Raw genomic sequence first — 22,358 nt, 5'->3', positions numbered from 1 at the left:
CATATAATTTATTAAAGCTCATAATTCCTTATGAACTAGGGAATCTATTACTACTAACTAAAAAAACAAATAGCATGCAAAGCTTTAGAAGCGAGATCGAAAATCCGATCGTCGAGAGGGATATTATTGACCTAGAAAAAAAGATTAAACAATTTTATGAAGGAACTATAGACGAGGAACGTTTTAGAAGTCTGCGTTTAGCACGTGGAGTTTACGGGCAGCGTCAATTTGGAGTTCAAATGATTCGTATTAAATTACCTTATGGTAAATTAACAAGCGAACAATTACATAGAATAGCCAATGTTTCTGATGAATACTCTAGAGGAAGACTTCATATTACAACCAGGCAAGATATTCAAATTCATCATGTAAGTTTAGATAGAACACCTGAACTTTGGGCAGAATTAGAAAAAGATGATATTACACTGCGTGAAGCGTGTGGAAATGCAGTTAGAAATGTTACTGCAAGTGAAACTGCAGGAATTGATAAAGATGAACCTTTTGATGTTTCGCCTTATGCACATGCTGTATTCGAATTCTTTTTACGTAATCCAATTTGTCAAGAATTAGGTAGAAAATTTAAAATTTCATTCTCTGGAACAGACAAGGATACTGCATTAAGTTTTATGCACGATTTAGGATTTATAGCCAAAATTAAAAATGGTGTTGTTGGTTTTAAAGTGATGATTGCTGGTGGTTTAGGTTCTCAAGCTAGATTAGCCGATACGTTGTTTGAGTTTGTTGAAGCAGATAAAATTATTCCTATTACTGAAGCTGTACTACGAGTTTTTGATAGGTATGGAGAGCGCTCTAAAAGAGCAAAAGCTCGTTTAAAATTTTTAATAAAAGACATTGGTTTTGATGCTTTTGTAAAGTTAGTAGAAGAGGAACAAAAAGCGTTATCAGTGTCTACTTTTCCTATAGATACATCAAATTTAAATAAAGAGGTTGATTTATCTCATGTTCAAATCACTACAGTAGAAATTGAAGATCAAAATGCTTTTGAAACATGGAAAGCAACAAATGTAATTGAACAGAAACAAAAAGGTTTAAGTGCAATTGGTGTAAAAGTTCGATTAGGAGATTTTTATACAAAAGAAGCTAGAATTTTAGCAGATTTAATTAAAAAATATGCGGGGAACGAAATTCGTTTATCACTACGTCAAAATATATTAATTCGTCATGTAAAAAATGAGTTATTACCGTTTTTTTATGTTGAATTGCAAAAACTTGGATTTGTAGATTTAGGTTACCAAAGTGCATTAGATATTACATCTTGTCCGGGAACTGATACTTGTAATTTAGGTATTGCTAGCAGTACTGGAATTTCTACAGAATTAGAAAGGGTTTTAAAAACGGAATATCCACACTATGCAAACAACAAAAATATCACCATAAAAATTAGTGGTTGTATGAATTCTTGTGGGCAGCATACAATGGCTCATATTGGTTTTCAAGGTATGTCTATTAAATCAGGAAAGTTAGTTGCTCCTGCATTACAAGTGTTGTTAGGTGGAAGTGTTTTGGGTGATGGAAAAGGAAGAATTGCTGATAAGGTTTTAAAAATTCCAAGTAAAAGAGGTCCTCAAGCATTGCGAACAATTTTAAACAATTACGAAGCAAATGTAAAAGACGAAGAATCTTTTATTGATTATTATGATAGACAAGGTGAAAAGTATTTTTACAATTTATTAAAGCCATTAGCGGATACTTCAAATTTAGAGCCAAGCGATTTTGTTGATTGGGGAAGTAATGAAGCATATGTTAAAGCTGTTGGAGTTGGTGAATGTGCAGGTGTTGTAATTGATTTAATAGCTACACTTTTATTTGAAAGCGAAGAAAAATTAGAAAATGCTTCAGAGTCCTTAAAATTAAATCAATATTCAGATAGCATTTACTATGCATATTCTAGTATTGTAAATACAGCAAAAGCATTGTTAACTTCAGAAGGAAAAAAAACAAATACACATGCCGGAATTATCTCTCAATTCGAAGAGGTTTTTCATGATAAGATTGAATTAGATATTCCTTTTTCTGAATTAATTTATCAAATAAAAAATAATGAACCATCACAGCAATTTGCTGAAAAGTATTTGAATGATGCTAAATCATTCTATAAAAAAGTAGATAATTATAGAGCCAAAACTGTAAGTAATGAAGAATAATATAAAAAGAAAAGTAACCTTAATTGGTGCAGGTCCAGGTGATCCAGATTTAATTACAGTGAAAGGGGTAAAAGCATTGAAACAAGCAAAAGTAGTTTTGTACGATGCTCTTATTAATAGAGAATTATTAGAATATGCACCAACAGCAAAAAAAATATTTGTTGGAAAACGAAAAGGTTATCATCGGTTTTCACAAGATAAAATTAACGAGTTAATTGTGAAAAGCGCGTTAGAATTTGAGAATGTAGTTCGTTTAAAAGGTGGAGATCCTTTTATTTTTGGTAGAGGTTCAGAAGAAGTAGATTATATAGAGTCTTTTGGGATTGAAACTGAAGTAATATCGGGAATTTCTTCGTCAATGGCTGTTCCAGCAAGTCAAGGAATTTCATTAACAAAAAGGGGCGTTTCTGAAAGTTTTTGGGTAATTACCGGAACAACCACAGAAAAAAACCTATCAAACGATGTTTATTTAGCAGCTCAATCAACTGCAACGGTTGTTATTTTAATGGGAATGAGTAAGTTAAATCAAATAGTTTCTATTTTTAAGCAGTTTGAAAAAGAAGATGTTCCAACAGTAATTATTCAAAATGGAACCACTAAAAACGAAAAACTAGGGTTAGGTACAATAAGTACTATTGAAGAGGTTGTTGCTCAAAAAAAGCTATCATCTCCAGCCATTATTGTTATAGGCGAGGTTGTAAAAGAAAGTTCAAAACTACGCTCTTTCTATCAAAGTTTAAATTTAGTTGAACATCAATATTAAATATCGTTAAGTTCAACATAACTAGTTTTATTTATAAACATTCTACTCATACAATTATGATAAAAAACGAATTATATCCAATATTTTTAAAGGTACACCAACTAAATGTTTTAATTGTTGGAGGAGGAACAGTTGCTTTAGAAAAATTATCATTCTTATTAAAATCGAGCCCAAATGCAAATGTAGTAGTGGTTTCAAAAGAATTTGATGATGATTTTTTAAACCTTGCTAAAAAATATTGCGTTTCTATGGTAAAATCTGCTTATAGTGAATCAGCATTAAAAAATAAGCAATTAGTAATTGGAGCTACTAATAATAAAATAGTTAATAGAGAAATATATTTAGATGCAAAAGCAGAAAATATATTAGTAAATATTGCAGATACACCAAGTTTATGTGATTTTTATTTAGGAGGAATTGTAACAAAAGGAAATATTAAAATTGCAATTTCAACAAATGGTAAATCACCTACATTAGCAAAACGTCTACGTCAGTTTTTTGAAGAAGTTATTCCCGATAATATTGATGATTTAGCCACTAATTTAAATAGATTTAGAAAAACCATAAAAGGAGATTTTCAAGAAAAAGTATCAACGTTAAACTCCCTAACTAAACGAATTATTGATAACAAAGAGCAAATACCTTTATAAGTTCATTAAATAATTTACTCTAATATTATACTTACTTCAATATTCATTATTTAAAATTTTGATATTGAAGTATTTTACTTAAAATAATCATCACTTTTAATAGTTTGTATAAAAATGCAATATTATATTCAATAAAAATATGTTTTTATTGAAATATTATTAAATTTAAGAAATCTTTATTTTATAATAAATAACGTTAAACAAATACTGTTTTCAAAAAAAATATATGGCTTTAAAAATTGTAATTTCTCATAAAACAACCTATAAATATGACAGATCAGTTTCACTATCACCTCATATTTTTAGATTAAGACCTGCGCCTCATAGCCGAACACCAATAGAGTCTTATTCAATAAAAATAAAACCTGAAAATCAATTTTTTAATTGGCAGCAAGATCCTTTTGGAAATTATATGGCGCGTTTAATTTTTCCAGAGAAAACAAAAGAGTTATCTATTGATGTTGAAATTATAGCAGATTTAAAAACAATAAATCCATTTGATTTTTTTGTTGAAGAATCTGCCGAAGAATATCCGTTTAAATATACCGATACTATAAAAAAAGAATTATCTCCTTATTTAGAAATAACTGAAAAAGGAAAACTTTTAGAAGGTTTTTTAAAAACCATAGATTATACACCGCGAAAAACTATTTATTTTTTAATTGATATTAATCGAAAAATTTATGAGTATTTAAACTACAATATTAGATTAGATCCTGGAGTGCAAACATGTGAAGAAACTTTAGCACAAAAAAATGGATCTTGTAGAGATTATGCTTGGTTGTTTGTACAAACGTTACGTCATTTAGGATTTGGAGCACGTTTTGTATCAGGATATTTAGTGCAGTTAGCTTCTGATGAAAAATCATTAGATGGCCCTTCGGGTCCAGAAGAAGATTTTACAGATTTACATGCGTGGGCAGAAGTTTATTTGCCAGGAGCTGGTTGGATTGGTTTTGATGCTACATCTGGTTTATTGGCTGGAGAAGGGCATATTCCATTAGCGTGTACTCCTAATTTTGAAAGTGCAGCACCTGTTGAAGGGTTGACTGACGTGTGTGAAACAGAATTTTTTTATGAGAATACAGTAAAACGTATTTTCGAATCTCCACGTGTAACAAAGCCTTATACAAAAGAACAATGGAACGAAATTTATAAGCTTGGTTTTAAAGTTGAAAAAGAATTAGAAAAAGGTGATGTGCGTTTAACAATGGGAGGTGAGCCTACTTTTGTTTCAATTGACGATATGGAATCTGCTCAATGGAATACCGATGCTGATGGAGAACATAAACGTAAACTAGCTGCGAACCTAACTGAAAAACTATATGATAAATTTGCCAAAGGAGGTGTTTTACACCATGCACAAGGAAAATGGTATCCAGGTGAACCATTACCAAGATGGCAAATTGAAATTTGTTGGCGTAAAGATGGAAGACCAATTTGGCATAATGAAAAACTTTTAGGTGCTTTTTCAGACAATGTAGAATTACAAGAAAATGCAGACTTACTGTTTTTAGAAACACTTACAAATTATTTAAGAATCTCAAACCAGCATATTTTACCAACTTATGAAGATGCATTTTACTTTTTATGGGAACAAGGTAAATTACCAGTAGATGTTGATCCTTCTAACGATAAAGAAGCTTCTTTAGTTAGAAAAAAATTAAATGAAATATTAGAATCTGGAACCGATAAAGCAGTTGGTTACGTGTTGCCTTTAAATAATTCAGAAGGTCAATGGTACACCAATCAATGGGAGTTTAGAAGAAATCATATCTTTTTAATTCCTGGTAATTCACCTGTAGGATTAAGGTTACCGTTAGATTCGTTAATTGAAAAACCAGGAAACGAATTTCCTAAATTTGAACCTGATAATTTTTCAAAAAAGAAAAAATTACCAAGCTATAAAAATCGAGTTTTAAAAAGGCATAGAGAATTTTTAAGTGATGGAATTTTAGAGAATAGGCACAATTACTTTGTAAGAACAGCACTTTGTTCAGAAGTTAGAGAAGGTAAATTATATCTTTTTTTACCACCATTAGATTCTGCAGAAATATTTTTAGATTTAATTTCATCAATAGAATTAACAGCAAGAGCTTTAAATATTCCTGTTATTTTGGAAGGATATGAACCACCAAAAGATAGTAGACTAGAATCTATGAAAATTACGCCAGACCCTGGTGTAATTGAAGTAAATGTACATCCAACTCACAATTGGAAAGAGCTTACAGAAAATACATTTACCATTTACGAACAAGCAAAACTATCTCGATTAGGAACTGAAAAGTTTATGTTGGATGGTAAACATACAGGAACTGGTGGTGGAAACCACGTAACTTTAGGAGGTATTACACCTGCTGATAGTCCATTGTTAAGAAAGCCAAGTTTATTAAGAAGTTTATTAACGTTTTGGCAGCATCATCCAGGATTATCTTATTTGTTTTCAGGTTCATTTGTTGGGCCAACTAGTCAAGCCCCAAGAATTGATGAAGCACGTCAAGAAAACTTATATGAATTGGAAATTGCATTTAGTCAAATTCCAAAAGATGGGGAAGTGCCATTTTGGTTAACGGATAGATTATTTAGGCATTTATTAACCGATTTAACTGGAAACACGCATAGAGCCGAGTTCTGTATTGATAAATTATATTCGCCAGATTCTTCTTCAGGAAGATTAGGAATTTTAGAATTGAGAGGTTTTGATATGCCGCCACATCCAGAAATGAGTTTAATGCAAATGTTGTTGGTAAGAACCTTGGTTTCTTGGTTCTGGAAAAAACCTTATGAACACGATTTAGTGCGTTGGGGAACAGAATTACACGATAAATTTTTAATAGAACATTTTGTTCGTGAGGATATTAAAGACATTGTTCAGCAATTAAATAAAGCAGGTTATAAATTTAAAGAAGATTGGTTTAATCCATTTTTTGAATTTAGATTTCCGCTACACGGAATGGTTGATATAAATAATATTCATATTGAATTACGTTCCGCTATTGAACCTTGGAATGTTTTAGGTGAAGAAATGACTGGTGGAGGAACAGCACGTTATGTAGATTCTTCATTAGAAAGAATTCAAGTTAAAGTTAATAACTTTATTGAAGAACGCTATGTGTTAACATGTAATGGAGTGAAAGTTCAATTACAGCCTACACCTGTAAAAGGTGAATATGTTGCAGGAATTAGATATAAAGCGTGGGATCCATATTCTGCATTACACCCAACTATTGGAGTAGATACGCCGTTAGTTTTTGATATTGTTGATAAATGGAACAGACGCTCTATTGGTGGTTGTACTTATTTTGTAGCGCATCCAGGTGGAAGATCGTATGAAACATATCCAGTAAATAGTTTTGAAGCAGAATCCAGAAGAATTAATCGTTTTTGGGAATTTGGACATACTCAAGGTGAAATAGATCCTATTGAAGAGACATTACAAGATGATGATGACTCAACAAAAACAGTGCAAGAAAAAGGAAGTTCAAAAAAGTTTCGTTATAAAGAAATTCCGATTAATTTTGAATTTCCAAATACATTGGACTTAAGGAAAAAATAAAAGGAAGAATGCCAACGAGCACAAACACACTGTTTAGAGATTATTTTAAAGATTATAAAGGTTATGATGAAGTTTTTGCTTCGGATTTAGGTATTGATAAAAACTGGGGCAAATTACTAGATAATCTTTCAAAAGTTGGAGGTAAAGACCTCATTATTAAACAAGGAGAAGTTGACTGGTTGCTATCTGAAAATGGTGTTACCTACAATGTGTACAACGATCCAAAAGGGTTAAATAGACCTTGGGAGTTAAATGTAGTTCCTTTTTTAATTCAAAAAGAGGAATGGAATTCTATAGAAAAAGGAATTCAACAGCGATCTGAAGTTTTAAATTTATTGTTGAAAGATATTTATGGTAAGCGAGAACTTATAAAAAAAGGGATTGTTCCATACGAAGTTATTTTTGCACACAAAGGCTTTTTAAGATCTTGTGATCAAATTCAATACAAAACAGCCAAACAATTATTAATTCATTCAGCAGATTTAGCGCGTGGTCCAGACGGACGAATGTGGGTAGTAAATGATAGAACTCAAGCACCTTCTGGAATGGGTTATGCTTTAGAAAATAGGTTTTCAACAAATAAAATGTTACCTGAAATTTTTGAAGATATTAATGTTGAGCAACCATCTTCTTTTTTTAAAGATTTCAATCAGCTTTTATTAACTTCAGCTCCGTCAAATAAAGAAAATCCAACAGTTGTAGTTTTAACTCCTGGTCCACATAATGAAACTTATTTTGAACATTCTTATTTGTCTTCATTTTTAGGATATCCTTTAGTAAAAGGAAGTGATTTAGTGGTGAGAGGAGGTAAATTGTGGATGAAATCTTTAAAAGGATTAAAACAAGTTGATGTTATTTATAGAAGAGTAGACGATGCTTTTATGGATCCTTTAGAATTGAGAGAAGATTCGTATCTAGGAATTGCAGGTTTAATGGAAGTTGTACGTCTTCAAAATGTTGCTATTGTAAATCCGGTGGGAAGTGGAATTTTAGAAAATCCGGGATTAATTCCTTTCTTAAATAATGTGTGTAAATATTTTTTAAATGAAGATTTATTATTGCCGCAAATAGCATCTTGGTGGTGCGGACAAGAAAAGGAAAGAGAATATGTTTTAAGTCATTTACCTTCATTAGTATTGAAAAGAATTGATAAAACACATAGAGAGCATATTTATTTTTGTGAATTTTTGAGTAAAAAAGAATTGAAACAGCTTAAAAATGAAATCTCAAAAATGCCATATCAATTTGTAGCACAAGAAAATATTAATTTTTCTACTGCTCCAAATTTTGTTAATGGAAAGCTAGAGCCACGTAAAATAGTGTGTCGAACTTTTTCAGTTGCTAAAAACAATAGTTATAGTGTAATGCCAGGCGGATTGGTGAGAGTAGCTGCTGAAAGGGAAGAGTTAATGGTTTCAAATCAAAAAGGTGGAACTAGTAAAGATTTTTGGGTGGTAAGTGATAAAAATCAAAGTAATATTCAACATTATTCTTGGCATAAGACAACCTCAAATCAATTTAGGGGAATTAATGATGTACCAAGTGATACTGCTGAAAATTTGTTTTGGGCAGGTAGATATTTAGGTAGAACAATAGTTACTGCAAGATATTTGAGAATGACTTTAAATCAAATGGCAAATGTTCAGTTTAATACTAGAAAATCTGAATCTGAAAGCTTAAAAATACTCTTCCAATCAATAACAAATATAACTTCTACTTTTCCTGGGTTTACTGGTGAAAATGAATTAGAAGCTATGAAAAATCCATTAAAAGAAATTGAATCTGTAATATTGGATGAAACTAGGTTTGGTAGTTTTGCACAAACTATTTCAAGTTTTAATTATGCCTATTATTCTCGCAGAAATTTATGGTCTAGAGATATGTGGCGTGTATTTGATAGTATTCAAAAGTTATGGCAAAATTTTAAAGATTTAGAGAATTATTCAATTCCTGTTTTAGTGAAATTTTTTGATAGAATTATAACAAGATTAATTGCTTTTAGAGCGCTTTCGGAAGAGTGTATTCTTGTTAAACAAGGACTCTTGCTCTATTTTATTGGTTTGCAGATGGAGGAAGCTACCATGACAATTGCAAAGTTTAGATCGTTAATTATTGTAAATCATAATCAAGAATTGGAATATGAAATTTTAGAATCTTTGTTAAGTAGTCATGAAAGTTTAAATATTTACAGGTACAGTTATAAATCTTATTTAAGTATAGAAAATGTGGTAAATTTAGTTTTGTTAGATAATGAATATGCAAAATCGTTATCTTATCAAATTAGAAGGTTAAAAAAAGATATAAATCAACTGCCAAATAATACAAGTAATGAATTTACTGCTTGTACAAAAAATATTGAAAAAGCTTTTGATAAAATTCAAAATTTAGAGGTTTCAGAGTTGGTAGCTGTAGATTTAAATTCGAATATGCGATTAAATTTAGATAAGGTTTTGGAGGAGTTAAGTGATTTATTACATGAAACTTCATTGTCAATTTCAAATACTTACTTTAATCATATGTATAAACAAACTCAAATGGTAATTCAACAATCTAATAGTGTAGATTAATGGTTTTTGATATAATTCATGCAACACGTTATAAATATGAAAATGGTGCTTCTTTTTGCCATAATTTAGCAACGTTAAAACCCAAAAATATACTTGGGCAAAAATTGTTAGATTACAATTTAGCAATACATCCAGTACCAAGTGAAATTTCAGAAAGAGTAGATTTTTTTGGAAATACTATTACTAGTTTTTCTATTCAAGAATATCACGAAGAGTTAGATGTAACTGCTACAAGTAAGGTTTATAGAAATTATCAAGAGCAAGAAGCTGTTCTTAATTTAAAAGACCATAAGTTAGTTACTATAAGTAAAGCTAGAGAATTGATGAAAGGTGTTGATAATGAAGTGCTAGATGCTAAACAATTTTTGTTAAAATCTCCACTTATTTCAATTAATTCAGAAGACATTAAATCGTATTCTAAAATTTCATTTAAACCAAATAGAAATTTGTTTGAGGCTTCTTTTGAATTAATGGAGCGCATTTTTAATGATTTTGATTTTGTTTCTGGATTTACAACTATTACAACTCCTTTAAATGAGGTAATGAAAGAGCGGAAAGGTGTTTGCCAAGATTTTGCTCAAATTGCGATAGCATGTATACGTTCGGTTGGTATTCCAGCACGGTATGTAAGTGGATATATTGAAACTTTACCTCCAGAAGGAAAAGAGAAATTAATTGGAACAGATGCATCACATGCATGGTTTTCAGTTTTTATACCAACTGTTGGTTGGGTAGATTTTGATCCTACAAATAATCAAATACCAAAAAATCAACATATAGTGGTAGCACATGGAAGAGACTATTTAGATGTTCCACCATTAAAAGGTGTTACCTATAGTTCAGGTAAAAATAAAATGGAAATTTCTGTTGATATTAGGCCGGCTAAAGAGTTTTAGTGTTTATTGACTTTGAGTTGTTGAAACCGATTTGTTTTTTATAACGGGATATGTTGTTACTTTAAAATAATTTTCATCTAATTTTTTACCAATAATTACTAATTTATTGATTAAGTCACTTAAAAAACCTTCAATATCTTTTTCAATATCTTCTATTAGTTTATATTTAAATTCAGCATTTAATTTTTTTATTTCAAATGCTGCAGAATCACTTTTAATTATTTGATGTTTTGCAAGTGTATCGACATATTTTTCCATTTGATCTAAACAATTTTTTATAGATCTAGGACAATCAGCATTTAATATTAAAAATTCTAGTGTTGTTTTTTGGGTTGGGGTTTTTTTGTACTGTCTTCTCATCATATCATAAGTAGAAACACATTTTAAAAGAGTTGCCCATGAATGCCCACTATCTTGAGAATCTTTATATTTTAATTTTTCAACAGTAGCATCACTACATTTAGAATTAATAATTCGTGTAACTTGTATAGCTCTTTCTAAATAAATACCTAGCATTATAACTGCATAAAGTTCATCATGCAGTAAAGTTGCTCTCATTTTACTTCTTAATTCTAATGCAGATTTTGTAATTATTGATGTAAAATCATAGAGGCCATTTTTTACAAAAGATTTGGCATCGTAATTTTTTATTCTATGGTTTATGGTGTTTAATGATTCAAATAATTCAGTTGAAATTAAATCACGAGAACTTCGTGCATTTTCATGAGCTGAATTAAAGGAATATATAATAGAATATGGTTCTTTAATATTTAATCCAATATTATATAAAACATCTTCTTCTTTTAAATTTACATCTGAATCAACAACTTTATTACTTGCCATAAAAAGAATTGATCTAAGAACAAATTCTCTAGATTGTGATAATTCGTTTGGAGCATCTAACGATGAAAAATAATTTACATTTAAATATCTTGCTAAATGTTCAGAACGTTCTATATATCTACCCATCCAAAATAGGTTATTTGCTACTCTTGCTAACATACTTATCTTATTTTTTTAATACCCAAGTGTCTTTTGAACCTCCACCTTGAGATGAGTTTACAACTAAATTTCCTTTTTTAAGTGCTACTCTCGAAAGGCCTCCTTTTAATACAAACTCTTTGTTGTTTCCTAAAAGTGTAAAAGTTCTTAAATCTACATGTCTTGGCTCAAAAGATTCACTCTCTTCAATATAAGTTGGGTGCGTTGACAGGGACATTATAGGTTGTGCAATATATTTTCTTGGATTTGCTTTTACAGTATCTTTTACTTTTTGAATTTCTGCTTTTGTTAGTCTATTTCCTATTGAAATTCCATAGCCACCAGATTCATCAACTGGTTTTACCACCAGTTTATTAATGTTTTTTAAAACGTAGTCTAACTCTTTTTTACGGCTGCAATGGTAGGTGTGTACATTATTTAGAATAGGATCTTCGTTTAAATAATATTTAATTATTTCTGGCATATATGTGTAAATTGCTTTATCATCTGCAACTCCAGTTCCTGGTGCATTTACTAGAGAAACGTTGCCTTTTTTATAAGCAGAATATAAACCTGGAACACCTAAAACAGAATCTGCTCTAAATTCTAAAGGATCTATAAATAAATCGTCAATTCTTCTATAAATAACATCTACTTTTTTTGGTCCGTAAATAGTTTGTTCATAAACAAAATCATTTTCAACAAATAAGTCTCTTCCTTCAACTAAATCAATTCCCATTTGTTTTGCTAGAAAAGAATGTTCGTAATATGCAGAATTGTAAACTCCAGGAGTAATAACTACACAAACAGGGTTGTCTACTCCTTTTGGTTTTACAGACTCCATAATTTCTAATAAATTAGCTCCGTAATCTACAACAGTATGCGCATTATATTCATTAAATACTCCAAATAAAGCGTGTTTCACAGCGGCTCTATTTCCCACTACATAGCTTACTCCGGAAGGGCATCGTATGTTATCTTCTAGCACATAATAATTTCCGTCGGAATGTTTAATTAAATCTGTTCCAGAGACATGGTTGTAAATACCTTCTGGCGGATCTAAATTAACCATTTGAGGTAAAAAATTTTCAGAAGAACTTATTAAATCTAATGGAACAATTCCTTGTTTTATAATTTTTTGGTCGTGATAAACATCCCATAAAAAATGATTTAAAGCTTTACTTCTTTGTAAAACACCTTTTTCTATTGTAGACCATTCTTTATAATTAATAATTCTAGGAAATAAATCAAAAGGGAAAATTTTTTCTGAAACTTGATCAGAATTATAGACTTGGAATGTAATTCCATTGTTGAAAAAAGATTCTTTAGCTCTATTGTTTAAAGAATTGAATTCATTTACCGAATACTGACTTAATAATTTAAAAAGACGTTTATAAATATCTCGGGTTTCTTTGTTTTTATTAAACAGCTCATCGTAAAAATTTGAATCAAATTCATAAGAAGAGAATAACGGTAGTTCAATTTTATTTTTCAAATTTCTATTTTTAGTAAATATATAAATAATTCAATAAAAATGACTTAACAATCAATAAAATACATGAAATCAAAAAAAATATTAAAAATAATCAATAAAACATCATGTTAATTGGTAATATGTTAAATTAAGCTATCATAAAATGTTAAGAAGTGTTGATATTCAGTAAAAATTGAAATTGAAAAATAATAAATAGGCGTAAAATTTAATCTATTACATATAATTATATGTGAAATTTATTTCTTTAGAGTAAGAAACTTGTCAAATTCTTAAATAAAAGAAATGCTTTTTTGTAATTAATAAGAATATGCCGTTTATTTGCAAAAAGTTCTTAAACACACAAGTAGTTATTAAGAAAGGCAGAAGGATTAGACCTGTTGAAGCCTTGGCAACCCTTTAAACTAAAGAAGGTGCCGCGTTCTACCGTTTTTGCGGACAGATAACTCTCTCTTCATTGTAATTACTTCCGTGTTTTTAACTAACTAAAGAAAGAAAATGGAAGACATTCGTAACATATTAAAAAATAAAATTCTTATACTCGATGGAGCTATGGGAACTATGATTCAACAGTACAAATTTACTGAAGAAGATTATAGAGGTGAACAGTTTAAAGATTTCAAAGTTTCGGTAAAAGGAAACAATGATATGCTTTCAATTACACAACCTGAAGCTATTAAAACAATACACGGTAAATATTTAGAAGCAGGCGCAGATATTATTGAAACAAATACATTCTCTAGTACAACCATTGCAATGGCTGATTATGAAATGGAAGAGTACGTGTACGAGTTAAACTACCAATCTGCTAAAATAGCGAAAGAAGTAGCAGAAGAATTTACAGCTAAAAATCCAAATAAACCTCGTTTTGTAGCAGGTTCAATTGGACCAACAAACCGAACGGCAAGTATGTCGCCTGATGTAAACGATCCAGGTTTTAGAGCTGTAACTTTTGACGATTTAAGAGTCGCTTACAAACAACAAGCCGAAGCTTTAATAGATGGAGGAGTAGATATGCTGTTAGTTGAAACAGTATTTGACACCTTAAATGCTAAAGCAGCATTGTTTGCTATTGAAGAAATTAAAGCTGAAAGAAATATAGATGTACCTGTAATGTTAAGTGGAACAATTACAGATGCTAGTGGAAGAACATTATCTGGTCAAACAGCCGAAGCATTTTTAATTTCGGTATCTCATATTCCTTTATTAACAGTTGGGTTTAATTGTGCGTTAGGTGCAAAACAACTAACACCTCATTTAGAGATTTTATCACAAAAAGCACCTTTTGGAGTATCAGCGCATCCAAATGCAGGTTTGCCAAATGCTTTTGGTGAATACGATGAAACTCCAGACCAAATGGCAGGTCAAATAAAAGAATACCTAGATAAAGGTTTGATAAATATTATTGGTGGTTGTTGTGGAACAACACCTGAACATATTAAAGCAATAGCTGAAATTACTGAAGGTTATAAGCCTAGAAATTTGGTTGATGGTAATTAGTTACTAAAAAGAGGTTTTTTAAAAAATAAATATTCGTCATTCTGAACTAGTTTCAGAATCTCATAATTATAGAATGAATACAGAAAAAAAATATTTAAAACTATCGGGACTTGAGCCATTAATAATTACTCCTGAAAGTAATTTTATTAATGTTGGTGAAAGAACAAATGTTGCGGGTTCTCGTAAGTTTTTACGATTAATAAAAGAAGAAAAATTTGATGAAGCGTTGGCAATAGCACGTCATCAAGTTGAAGGTGGTGCGCAAATTATCGACATTAATATGGATGATGGTTTGCTAGATGGAAAACAAGCTATGGTTCGTTTTATGAATTTAATTGCAGCTGAACCAGATATTGCGCGTGTGCCAATTATGATTGATAGCTCTAAATGGGAAATTATTGAAGCTGGTTTACAGGTTGCTCAAGGTAAATGTGTTGTAAATTCTATTAGTTTAAAAGAAGGTAAAGCGCAATTTATTGAGCACGCCAAAAAAATAAAAATGTACGGTGCGGCTGTTATAGTAATGGCGTTTGATGAAGTTGGACAAGCTGATAATTACGAAAGAAGAATTGAGATTTCGAAACGTTCGTATGATGTTTTGGTAAACGAAGTTGGTTTTCCATCAGAAGATATCATTTTCGATTTAAATATATTTCCAGTAGCAACCGGAATGGAAGAGCACCGTAGAAATGCTATTGATTTTATTGAAGCAACACGTTGGGTAAAAGAAAATTTACCAAATGCAAGTGTTAGTGGAGGTGTAAGTAATGTGTCTTTCTCATTTAGAGGAAACAACGCAGTGCGTGAAGCAATGCATTCGGTGTTTTTATATTATGCAATTCAGGCGGGAATGAATATTGGAATTGTAAATCCTGCAATGTTAGAAGTGTATGACGATATTCCAAAAGATTTACTAGAGCACGTTGAAGATGTTATTTTAGATAGAAGAGATGATGCAACCGAACGTTTATTAGATTTCGCCGAAAGTGTAGTAAGCACAGCCAAAGAAAGAAAAGTAGATTTATCTTGGCGAGAAAAACCATTACAAGAACGTATTACACATTCTTTAGTAAAAGGGTTAGATGAATTTATTGTTGAAGATGTTGAAGCTGCGCGTTTAGAAGCAGCTAAACCAATTGAAGTTATTGAAGGTAACTTAATGATTGGTATGAATGTGGTTGGAGATTTATTTGGTTCGGGTAAAATGTTTTTGCCACAAGTAGTAAAATCGGCACGTGTAATGAAAAAAGCAGTGGCTTATTTATTACCGTTTATTGAAGAAGATAAAGATGGTGTTAGCCAATCGAATGGAAAAATTTTATTAGCAACTGTAAAAGGAGATGTGCACGATATTGGTAAAAATATTGTAGGCGTAGTTTTAGGTTGTAATAATTATGATATTGTAGATTTAGGAGTAATGGTTGCTCCTGAAAAAATTATTCAAGCAGCAAAAGATGAAAATGTAGATGCTATTGGTTTGAGTGGATTAATTACACCAAGTTTAGATGAAATGGTGTATTTAGCCAAAGAAATGGAACGTCAAAATTTTGAAGTTCCGTTATTAATTGGTGGAGCTACAACTTCAAAAGCACATACTGCTGTAAAAATTGATCCACAATATAAAAATGCAGTAGTTCACGTGCACGATGCATCTAGAGCTGTTACTGTTGTGGGCGATTTGTTGAACAAAAGAACCAACCAAAAATATGTGGGTGATATAAAAGCAGACTATGTAAAGGTTCGTGAAGGTTTTGCAAACCGATCTAGTAAAAAAGAATATGTTTCTTTAGTTAATGCAAGAAAAAATAAATTCAAAATAGATTGGAATACTTCAACTATTGTAAAACCTAATTTTGAAGGAATTCAAGTTTTTGAAGATTTTGATTTAACAAAATTGGTTGATTATATAGATTGGACTCCATTTTTTAGAACGTGGGAATTAGCAGGTAAATATCCAGCAATTTTAACTGATAAGGTTGTTGGTGAAGAAGCAACAAAGTTATTTAGCGATGCAAAAATAATGTTAGCTCAAATTTTAAGTGAAAAGTTACTAACAGCAAAAGCTGTTTTTGGAATTTTTCCTGCAAATAGTGTTGGAGATGATGATGTTGAATTGTATGCTGATGCTGATAGAAAAGTAGTGAATACAAAATTTGTAACACTACGTCAACAAGCTAAAAAGAAAGAAGGAATTCCTAATATTGCGTTGGCAGATTTTGTTGCGCCAAAAGAAACTGGAATTGAAGATTATGTTGGAGCATTTTGTGTATCTACTGGTTTTGGAACTGCTGAATTAGCAGCTGAATTTGAAAAAGACCACGATGATTATAATTCAATAATGATTAAGGCTTTAGCTGATAGATTGGCTGAAGCTTTTGCTGAATATTTACACGAAAAAGTGCGTAAAGAGTATTGGGGTTATGCTTCTAGTGAAGTGCTTTCTAATCAAGATTTAATAAAAGAAGAATACAAAGGAATTCGTCCTGCGCCAGGTTATCCTGCTTGTCCAGATCATACAGAAAAATTGACGATTTGGGACTTGTTAAGTGTTAAAGAAACTATTGGTGTTGAATTAACCGATAGTTTGGCAATGTGGCCTGCAGCATCAGTTTCGGGATATTATTTTGGTAATGAAAAATCTAAATACTTTGGTGTTGGTAAAATTACTGAAGAGCAAGTGAAGGATTTTGCTGAACGAAAAAATATGAGTTTTGACGAAGCTAAAAAGTGGTTAAACCCTAATTTAGCGGAGTAAGTAGAAAATTATCGGTTGCTGAACGGAGTCGAAGTGACAATTAAAAAGATGATTTCGACTCCGCTCAATCACCGGTTGTATAAATAATTTGCGTTAGCGATAGCAATGGCATCCTTTTTAAATTAGGAAACGTCATTACGAGGAGTTTGCGACGAAGTAATCTGTTGAATATAGCAGAATGCACAAACTTTGTAAATAAAAGTTTTCGCAATTAGAATAGTTTAAAAAGATATAATGGATAGCGCGACCTGAAAGGTAACGCCCAAAGAAATAAAAATGAAAGTAACAGATCATATTAAACAGGCAAACGGTAAAACATTGTTTTCGTTTGAAATAGTGCCGCCACAAAAAGGTCAAAATATTCAAGATTTATACAATAACGTAGACCCGTTAATGGAGTTTAAACCACCTTTTATTGATGTAACTACTTCGCGTGAGGAATACGTATACATTAAAAAAGAGAATGGCTTGTTAGAGCAAAAAATGACTAGAATGCGCCCTGGAACTGTTGGTATTTGTGCCGCTTTAAAGTATAAGTATGATGTAGATGCTATACCGCATGTGTTGTGTGGAGGTTTTACTAAAGAGGAAACAGAATATGTGTTGGTTGACTGCCATTATTTAGGTTTAGATAATATTATGGCTTTACGAGGTGATGCTATGAAACATCAACCTTATTTTGTGCCAACTGAAGGAGGAAATAATTTTGCATCGGATTTAGTAGTGCAAATTAGAGACTTAAATGAAGGAAAGTATTTGCATAACATAATTGAAACTAATAATAAGCCAGATTTTTGTATTGGAGTAGCTGGATATCCTGAAAAGCATTTAGAAGCGCCAAGTATGGAAACAGATTTGCGTAGATTAAAAGAAAAAGTTGAGGCTGGTGCAGATTATGTAGTAACTCAAATGTTTTTTGATAATCAAAAATATTTTGATTTTGTTGAAAAAGCAAGAGCTATTGGAATAACGGTTCCAATTATACCAGGTATTAAACCTGTTGCTGTTAAAAGGCATCAACAAATTTTACCTCAAATTTTTAGATTAGATATGCCAGAAAATTTGATTTCAGCAATTGAAGGTTGTAAAGATAATAAACAAGTACGTCAAGTAGGTATAGAATGGGCAATTCAACAATCTAAAGAACTAATAGCTAAAGGTGCTCCAGTGGTTCATTTTTATTCAATGGGAAAATCAGATAATGTTAAGGCAATTGCAAAAGAGGTGTTTTAATTAACAATTTATATCGAATTTGTTGATAGTTTTATAAATAAATGTAATAATTGTTGAATTGTTTTGGTAAAATATTTGCTTACTTTTGTACGAGTAAAAAATTGAAAATATTAATTAAAAAATATAGATTATGGCATTAGAAGTAACAGATGCAACGTTTGATGAAGTAGTATTACAATCAGATAAACCAGTAATGGTTGATTTTTGGGCTGCATGGTGTGGACCTTGTAGAATGGTAGCTCCAATAATGGATCAATTAACTACTGAATATGATGGTAAAGCAGTTATAGGTAAAGTTGATGTTGATGCAAATCAAGAATTTGCTGCTAAATACGGAGTAAGAAATATTCCTACAGTATTAGTATTTAAAAATGGAGAGGTTGTTGAAAAACAAGTTGGAGTAGCTCCAAAAGCAACATATGCTGAAAAAATAGATGCTCATTTATAAGAGTTAATTTATAAATTATATAAAATGCCTGACTTTTGTCGGGCATTTTTTGTTTATGTACTATATTTACAGACTATAAGTATAAATAATGAGTGAAATTTCAGTAAAACATATTACCGAATTAAATAACCTTGAGCTACTTGCAAAACAAGTAGTAGAAGGATTTATTACCGGAATGCATAAAAGTCCGTTTCATGGATTTTCTGTTGAGTTTGCTGAACATAGATTGTATAATAAAGGAGAGAGTACACGCCATATTGATTGGAAATTGTATGCGAAAACAAAGAAGTTGTTTATTAAGCGTTATGAAGAGGAGACAAATTTACGTTGCCACATTATAATAGATAATTCGGCTTCAATGCATTATCCAATTATAGAAAAACCTACAACTGAAAATTTATCAAAAATTGGATTTTCAGCTATTGCTTCAGCTGCACTTATGGAAATTTTACGAAGACAGCGAGATGCAATTGGATTAAGTGTTTATAGTAATAAAACCGAGTATTACGCTCCAGCAAAAGGAAGTGATAGACATAGACGTATGTTATTGTCTCAATTAGAAGGTTTGTTAAAAAACTATTCAAAGTCAGAAACTGAAACATATACTATGTTGCATGAAATAGCTGAAAAGGTCCATAAGCGCTCTTTAATCTTTTTATTTACGGATATGTTTCAATCAAATAAAGATGAAGAGGAATTATTTGAAGCATTACGACATTTAAAATACAATAAGCACGAATTGGTTTTATTTCATACGTATGATGGAAAAAGTGAATTAGATTTTGATTTTGAGGATACACCAAAAAAGTTTGTTGATGTTGAAAGTGGTGAAGAAATAAATTTATATGCTTCTTCTGTACAAAAAAAATATAAAGAGGAAGTAAAAAAATACTTTAATGATTTGAAATTGAAGTGTATGCAGTATAAAATAGATTATGTACCTGTTGATATTAACAAAGGCTTTGAACAGGTATTAATATCATATTTAATTAGTAGAAAGAATTTTTTGTAATTTTTTTTCAAAAACCTTTGCAAATATGAAAAAGCCGCTTATATTTGCATCCGCTAAAAGCAACGGTCTGGTAGTTCAGCTGGTTAGAATACCTGCCTGTCACGCAGGGGGTCGCGGGTTCGAGTCCCGTCCAGACCGCAAAAAGCATCTCATTTGAGATGCTTTTTTTTATGGATTAAATTTATTTTTATTTTAGTATTATTAGTTAAATTGTGTATATTTGCAATCGCTAAAAGCAACGGTCTGGTAGTTCAGCTGGTTAGAATACCTGCCTGTCACGCAGGGGGTCGCGGGTTCGAGTCCCGTCCAGACCGCAAAAAGCATCTCATTTGAGATGCTTTTTTTGTTTATAAATATTTTTATAAGGTTTTTGGATGGAATTTTAAAACAAATCTGTTTTTAAAATTGCTCCACTACTAGCATTGGTTACTAATGCTCTGTATTGTTTTAGCCAGCTAGATTTTAGCTCCTTTTTTATTGGTGTGAATCCTGATCTTCTTTTTGCAATTTCTTCTTCTGTTAAATTAACAGCTAGAATGTATTTGTCAACATCAATATGTATTTCATCTCCATCTTTTAGTAATCCAATCATACCACCTTCAGCAGCTTCAGGACTTACGTGTCCTATACTTGCACCTCTAGTTGCTCCACTAAATCTACCGTCGGTAATTAATGCTACTTTATCACCCAATCCCATTCCCATAATTAAGGATGTAGGAGCTAACATTTCTTGCATTCCAGGTCCTCCTTTAGGTCCTTCATATCTTATAACAACAACATTACCTGCTTTTACTTTACCACCTAAAATACCATCAATAGCTTGTTGCTGACCATCAAAACAAACTGCAGTTCCTGTTAAAGCTCTTGCACCTGTTATACCTGCTGTTTTAATAACGGCTCCTTGTTCTGCAAGATTCCCGTATAATATAGCAAGACCTCCTACTTCAGAGTATGGGTTGTCTATAGTGTGGATAATGCTAGTATCTTTTATCGAAGCATCTTTTATCTTTTCTAAAACTGTTTCTCCTGTAATTGTTAGGTTGTCATTTAGAATGTTGTCTCCTCTTTTAGTCATTTCTTTCATTACAGCGTTTACACCACCAGCTCGGTTAATATCTTCCATATGAACAGTTGATAAGCTTGGTGAAATTTTTGCAATGTGAGATACTTTTTTAGAAATGTGATTAATATCTTCAAGCTGAAAATTAACTTTTGCTTCTTTGGCAATAGCCAACATGTGTAAAACGGTATTGGAACTTCCTCCCATAGCCATATCTACAGCAAATGCATTTCTTACAGCATTTTCGTTTAATATGTTTTTAAGTTTAAATTTTTCTGTTTGTGCTTCGCTTTTTGCTATTTCACAAATCCTTCTTGCTGCTTTTCTATAAAGTTCTTCACGTTCTTTTGTAAGTGCAAGAATAGTTCCGTTTCCAGGTAGTGCAATACCCATAGCTTCCATAAGTGTGTTCATAGAGTTTGCAGTAAACATTCCTGAACAACTTCCTCCACTCGGACATGCGTTACATTCAATATCGTTTAATTCTTCATTGGTCATTTCACCAGCTTCAAATTTTCCTACGGCTTCAAATGCTGTGGCAAGATCAATTGGTACACCATCTTTAGTATGCCCTTTTTTCATAGGTCCACCACTTACAAATATAGTTGGAACATCTACTCTTAAAGCTCCCATAATCATACCAGGAACTATTTTATCACAGTTTGGAATCGCAATCATAGCATCTAACTTATGTGCATTCATTACTGTTTCAATAGAGTTTGCAATTATTTCTCTTGAAGGTAGCGAGAAAAGCATACCATCGTGTCCCATTGCAATCCCATCATCTACACCTATTGTATTAAATTCAAAAGGAACGCAGCCATTTTTTTTAATTTCATCTTTGATAACTCTTGAAACTCTATCTAAAAAAAAGTGGCCAGGAATAATTTCAATATAGGAATTTGCAACTCCTATAAATGGTTTTTCAAAATCTTCATCAACTAGTCCCGTTGCTCTGAATAATGATCTATGTGGGGTTCTTTGATGTCCTTTTTTTACTTCATCACTTCTCATAATGCCTAAATTTGTATTTTATAATTTATTGTAATCCTTGTTTTTTACTACTAAATAACTAACCTAAAATTGGTTTTAGTATTAAAAATATTGGTTTTATAACCTTTGTTTTTAGAATGTGTAAATATATTATTTTTAGTTTGAAACCGTTCCGATATATTAAAAAAAACAATTTTTTATACAGGCTATTTAAAATTGAGGTTTAGAATTTGAATGTATCAAATTTGTTTTAAAGCAATCGGAATTCAGATTAAAATCGGTGTATT

General features: G+C 31.2%; 14 protein-coding genes, 2 tRNA genes and 1 riboswitch. Of the genes, 13 read left to right on the top strand and 3 right to left on the bottom strand.

All coding sequences use genetic code 11. The features are described 5' to 3' along the window. Positions 1-74: 74 nt before the first annotated feature. The 6 genes from R3X25_RS11095 (at position 75) to R3X25_RS11070 (ending at position 10,597) form a co-directional block, all read left to right on the top strand. Positions 75-2,165, top strand: a complete 2,091-nt coding sequence (locus R3X25_RS11095) for a HEPN domain-containing protein (RefSeq protein ID WP_317674785.1) — start codon at positions 75-77, stop codon at positions 2,163-2,165. After that, on the top strand, positions 2,155-2,928 hold the full coding sequence (gene cobA / locus R3X25_RS11090) for a uroporphyrinogen-III C-methyltransferase (protein WP_317674783.1): 774 nt from the start codon (positions 2,155-2,157) through the stop codon (positions 2,926-2,928). Before R3X25_RS11095 ends, cobA begins: the two co-directional genes overlap by 11 nt. 56 nt (positions 2,929-2,984) lie before the next feature. Next, positions 2,985-3,578, top strand: a complete 594-nt coding sequence (locus tag R3X25_RS11085; RefSeq protein ID WP_317674781.1) for a bifunctional precorrin-2 dehydrogenase/sirohydrochlorin ferrochelatase — start codon at positions 2,985-2,987, stop codon at positions 3,576-3,578. 226 nt (positions 3,579-3,804) lie between these two features. Beyond that, positions 3,805-7,134, top strand: a complete 3,330-nt coding sequence (locus R3X25_RS11080) for a transglutaminase family protein (RefSeq protein ID WP_317674779.1) — start codon at positions 3,805-3,807, stop codon at positions 7,132-7,134. Between the two features lie 8 nt (positions 7,135-7,142). Beyond that, positions 7,143-9,701: a circularly permuted type 2 ATP-grasp protein gene (locus R3X25_RS11075; RefSeq protein ID WP_317674777.1), complete on the top strand. Its 2,559-nt coding sequence runs from the start codon at positions 7,143-7,145 to the stop codon at positions 9,699-9,701. Further along, positions 9,701-10,597 (top strand): transglutaminase family protein, encoded by an 897-nt coding sequence (locus R3X25_RS11070; RefSeq protein ID WP_317674775.1) that lies wholly within the window; start codon positions 9,701-9,703, stop codon positions 10,595-10,597. Before R3X25_RS11075 ends, R3X25_RS11070 begins: the two co-directional genes overlap by 1 nt. A gap of 3 nt (positions 10,598-10,600) precedes the next feature. On the opposite strand, the gene R3X25_RS11065 is transcribed toward R3X25_RS11070, so the two are convergent. Together R3X25_RS11065 and R3X25_RS11060 are read right to left on the bottom strand one after the other, a co-directional pair. After that, a complete protein-coding gene (locus R3X25_RS11065) occupies positions 10,601-11,599 on the bottom strand; it encodes an alpha-E domain-containing protein (protein WP_317674773.1) in 999 nt (332 codons plus the stop codon). Positions 11,600-11,606: 7 nt separating this feature from the next. Continuing rightward, complete coding sequence (locus R3X25_RS11060) at positions 11,607-13,073, bottom strand: circularly permuted type 2 ATP-grasp protein (RefSeq protein ID WP_317674771.1); 1,467 nt, start codon at positions 13,071-13,073, stop codon at positions 11,607-11,609. Between the two features lie 344 nt (positions 13,074-13,417). Continuing rightward, positions 13,418-13,519: riboswitch (SAM riboswitch) on the top strand. 49 nt (positions 13,520-13,568) lie between these two features. Between R3X25_RS11060 and R3X25_RS11055 the strand changes: the two genes are divergently transcribed. From R3X25_RS11055 to R3X25_RS11025, 7 genes are all read left to right on the top strand, one after another. Continuing rightward, complete coding sequence (locus R3X25_RS11055; protein ID WP_317674769.1) at positions 13,569-14,570, top strand: homocysteine S-methyltransferase family protein; 1,002 nt, start codon at positions 13,569-13,571, stop codon at positions 14,568-14,570. Positions 14,571-14,643: 73 nt separating this feature from the next. Then, entirely contained in the window at positions 14,644-17,325 is a 2,682-nt protein-coding gene (metH, locus tag R3X25_RS11050) for a methionine synthase (protein WP_411556579.1), read from the top strand. Between the two features lie 276 nt (positions 17,326-17,601). Beyond that, positions 17,602-18,558 carry a methylenetetrahydrofolate reductase [NAD(P)H] gene (metF, locus tag R3X25_RS11045; RefSeq protein WP_317674767.1) on the top strand — a complete coding sequence of 319 codons (957 nt, stop codon included), beginning with the start codon at positions 17,602-17,604 and terminating at the stop codon, positions 18,556-18,558. Between the two features lie 130 nt (positions 18,559-18,688). Beyond that, positions 18,689-19,006: a thioredoxin gene (gene trxA, locus R3X25_RS11040; RefSeq protein WP_317674765.1), complete on the top strand. Its 318-nt coding sequence runs from the start codon at positions 18,689-18,691 to the stop codon at positions 19,004-19,006. Between the two features lie 88 nt (positions 19,007-19,094). After that, entirely contained in the window at positions 19,095-20,018 is a 924-nt protein-coding gene (locus R3X25_RS11035) for a DUF58 domain-containing protein (RefSeq protein WP_317674763.1), read from the top strand. A 64-nt stretch (positions 20,019-20,082) separates the two neighbouring features. Next, a tRNA-Asp gene (locus R3X25_RS11030) sits at positions 20,083-20,156 on the top strand. 102 nt (positions 20,157-20,258) lie between these two features. Beyond that, a tRNA-Asp gene (locus R3X25_RS11025) sits at positions 20,259-20,332 on the top strand. A gap of 68 nt (positions 20,333-20,400) precedes the next feature. On the opposite strand, the gene ilvD is transcribed toward R3X25_RS11025, so the two are convergent. Then, positions 20,401-22,092, bottom strand: coding sequence for a dihydroxy-acid dehydratase (gene ilvD, locus R3X25_RS11020; protein WP_317674761.1), 1,692 nt, complete (start codon positions 22,090-22,092; stop codon positions 20,401-20,403). Between the last annotated feature and the right edge of the window lie 266 nt (positions 22,093-22,358).

The sequence above is a fragment of the Lutibacter sp. TH_r2 genome (assembly GCF_033101135.1).
In the GTDB taxonomy this organism is placed as follows: Bacteria; Bacteroidota; Bacteroidia; order Flavobacteriales; family Flavobacteriaceae; genus Lutibacter.
This window is presented reverse-complemented; position numbering and strand designations above follow the sequence as displayed.

What these genes read in the sequence shown, in the direction of transcription:
- R3X25_RS11095 (WP_317674785.1), top strand. Translation starts at nt 75, where the DNA reads ATGCAAAGCTTTAGAAGCGAGATCGAAAATCCGATCGTCGAGAGGGAT.
- cobA (WP_317674783.1), top strand. Translation starts at nt 2,155, where the DNA reads ATGAAGAATAATATAAAAAGAAAAGTAACCTTAATTGGTGCAGGTCCA.
- R3X25_RS11085 (WP_317674781.1), top strand. Translation starts at nt 2,985, where the DNA reads ATGATAAAAAACGAATTATATCCAATATTTTTAAAGGTACACCAACTA.
- R3X25_RS11080 (WP_317674779.1), top strand. Translation starts at nt 3,805, where the DNA reads ATGGCTTTAAAAATTGTAATTTCTCATAAAACAACCTATAAATATGAC.
- R3X25_RS11075 (WP_317674777.1), top strand. Translation starts at nt 7,143, where the DNA reads ATGCCAACGAGCACAAACACACTGTTTAGAGATTATTTTAAAGATTAT.
- R3X25_RS11070 (WP_317674775.1), top strand. Translation starts at nt 9,701, where the DNA reads ATGGTTTTTGATATAATTCATGCAACACGTTATAAATATGAAAATGGT.
- R3X25_RS11065 (WP_317674773.1), bottom strand. Translation starts at nt 11,599, where the DNA reads ATGTTAGCAAGAGTAGCAAATAACCTATTTTGGATGGGTAGATATATA.
- R3X25_RS11055 (WP_317674769.1), top strand. Translation starts at nt 13,569, where the DNA reads ATGGAAGACATTCGTAACATATTAAAAAATAAAATTCTTATACTCGAT.
- metH (WP_411556579.1), top strand. Translation starts at nt 14,644, where the DNA reads ATGAATACAGAAAAAAAATATTTAAAACTATCGGGACTTGAGCCATTA.
- metF (WP_317674767.1), top strand. Translation starts at nt 17,602, where the DNA reads ATGAAAGTAACAGATCATATTAAACAGGCAAACGGTAAAACATTGTTT.
- trxA (WP_317674765.1), top strand. Translation starts at nt 18,689, where the DNA reads ATGGCATTAGAAGTAACAGATGCAACGTTTGATGAAGTAGTATTACAA.
- R3X25_RS11035 (WP_317674763.1), top strand. Translation starts at nt 19,095, where the DNA reads ATGAGTGAAATTTCAGTAAAACATATTACCGAATTAAATAACCTTGAG.
- ilvD (WP_317674761.1), bottom strand. Translation starts at nt 22,092, where the DNA reads ATGAGAAGTGATGAAGTAAAAAAAGGACATCAAAGAACCCCACATAGA.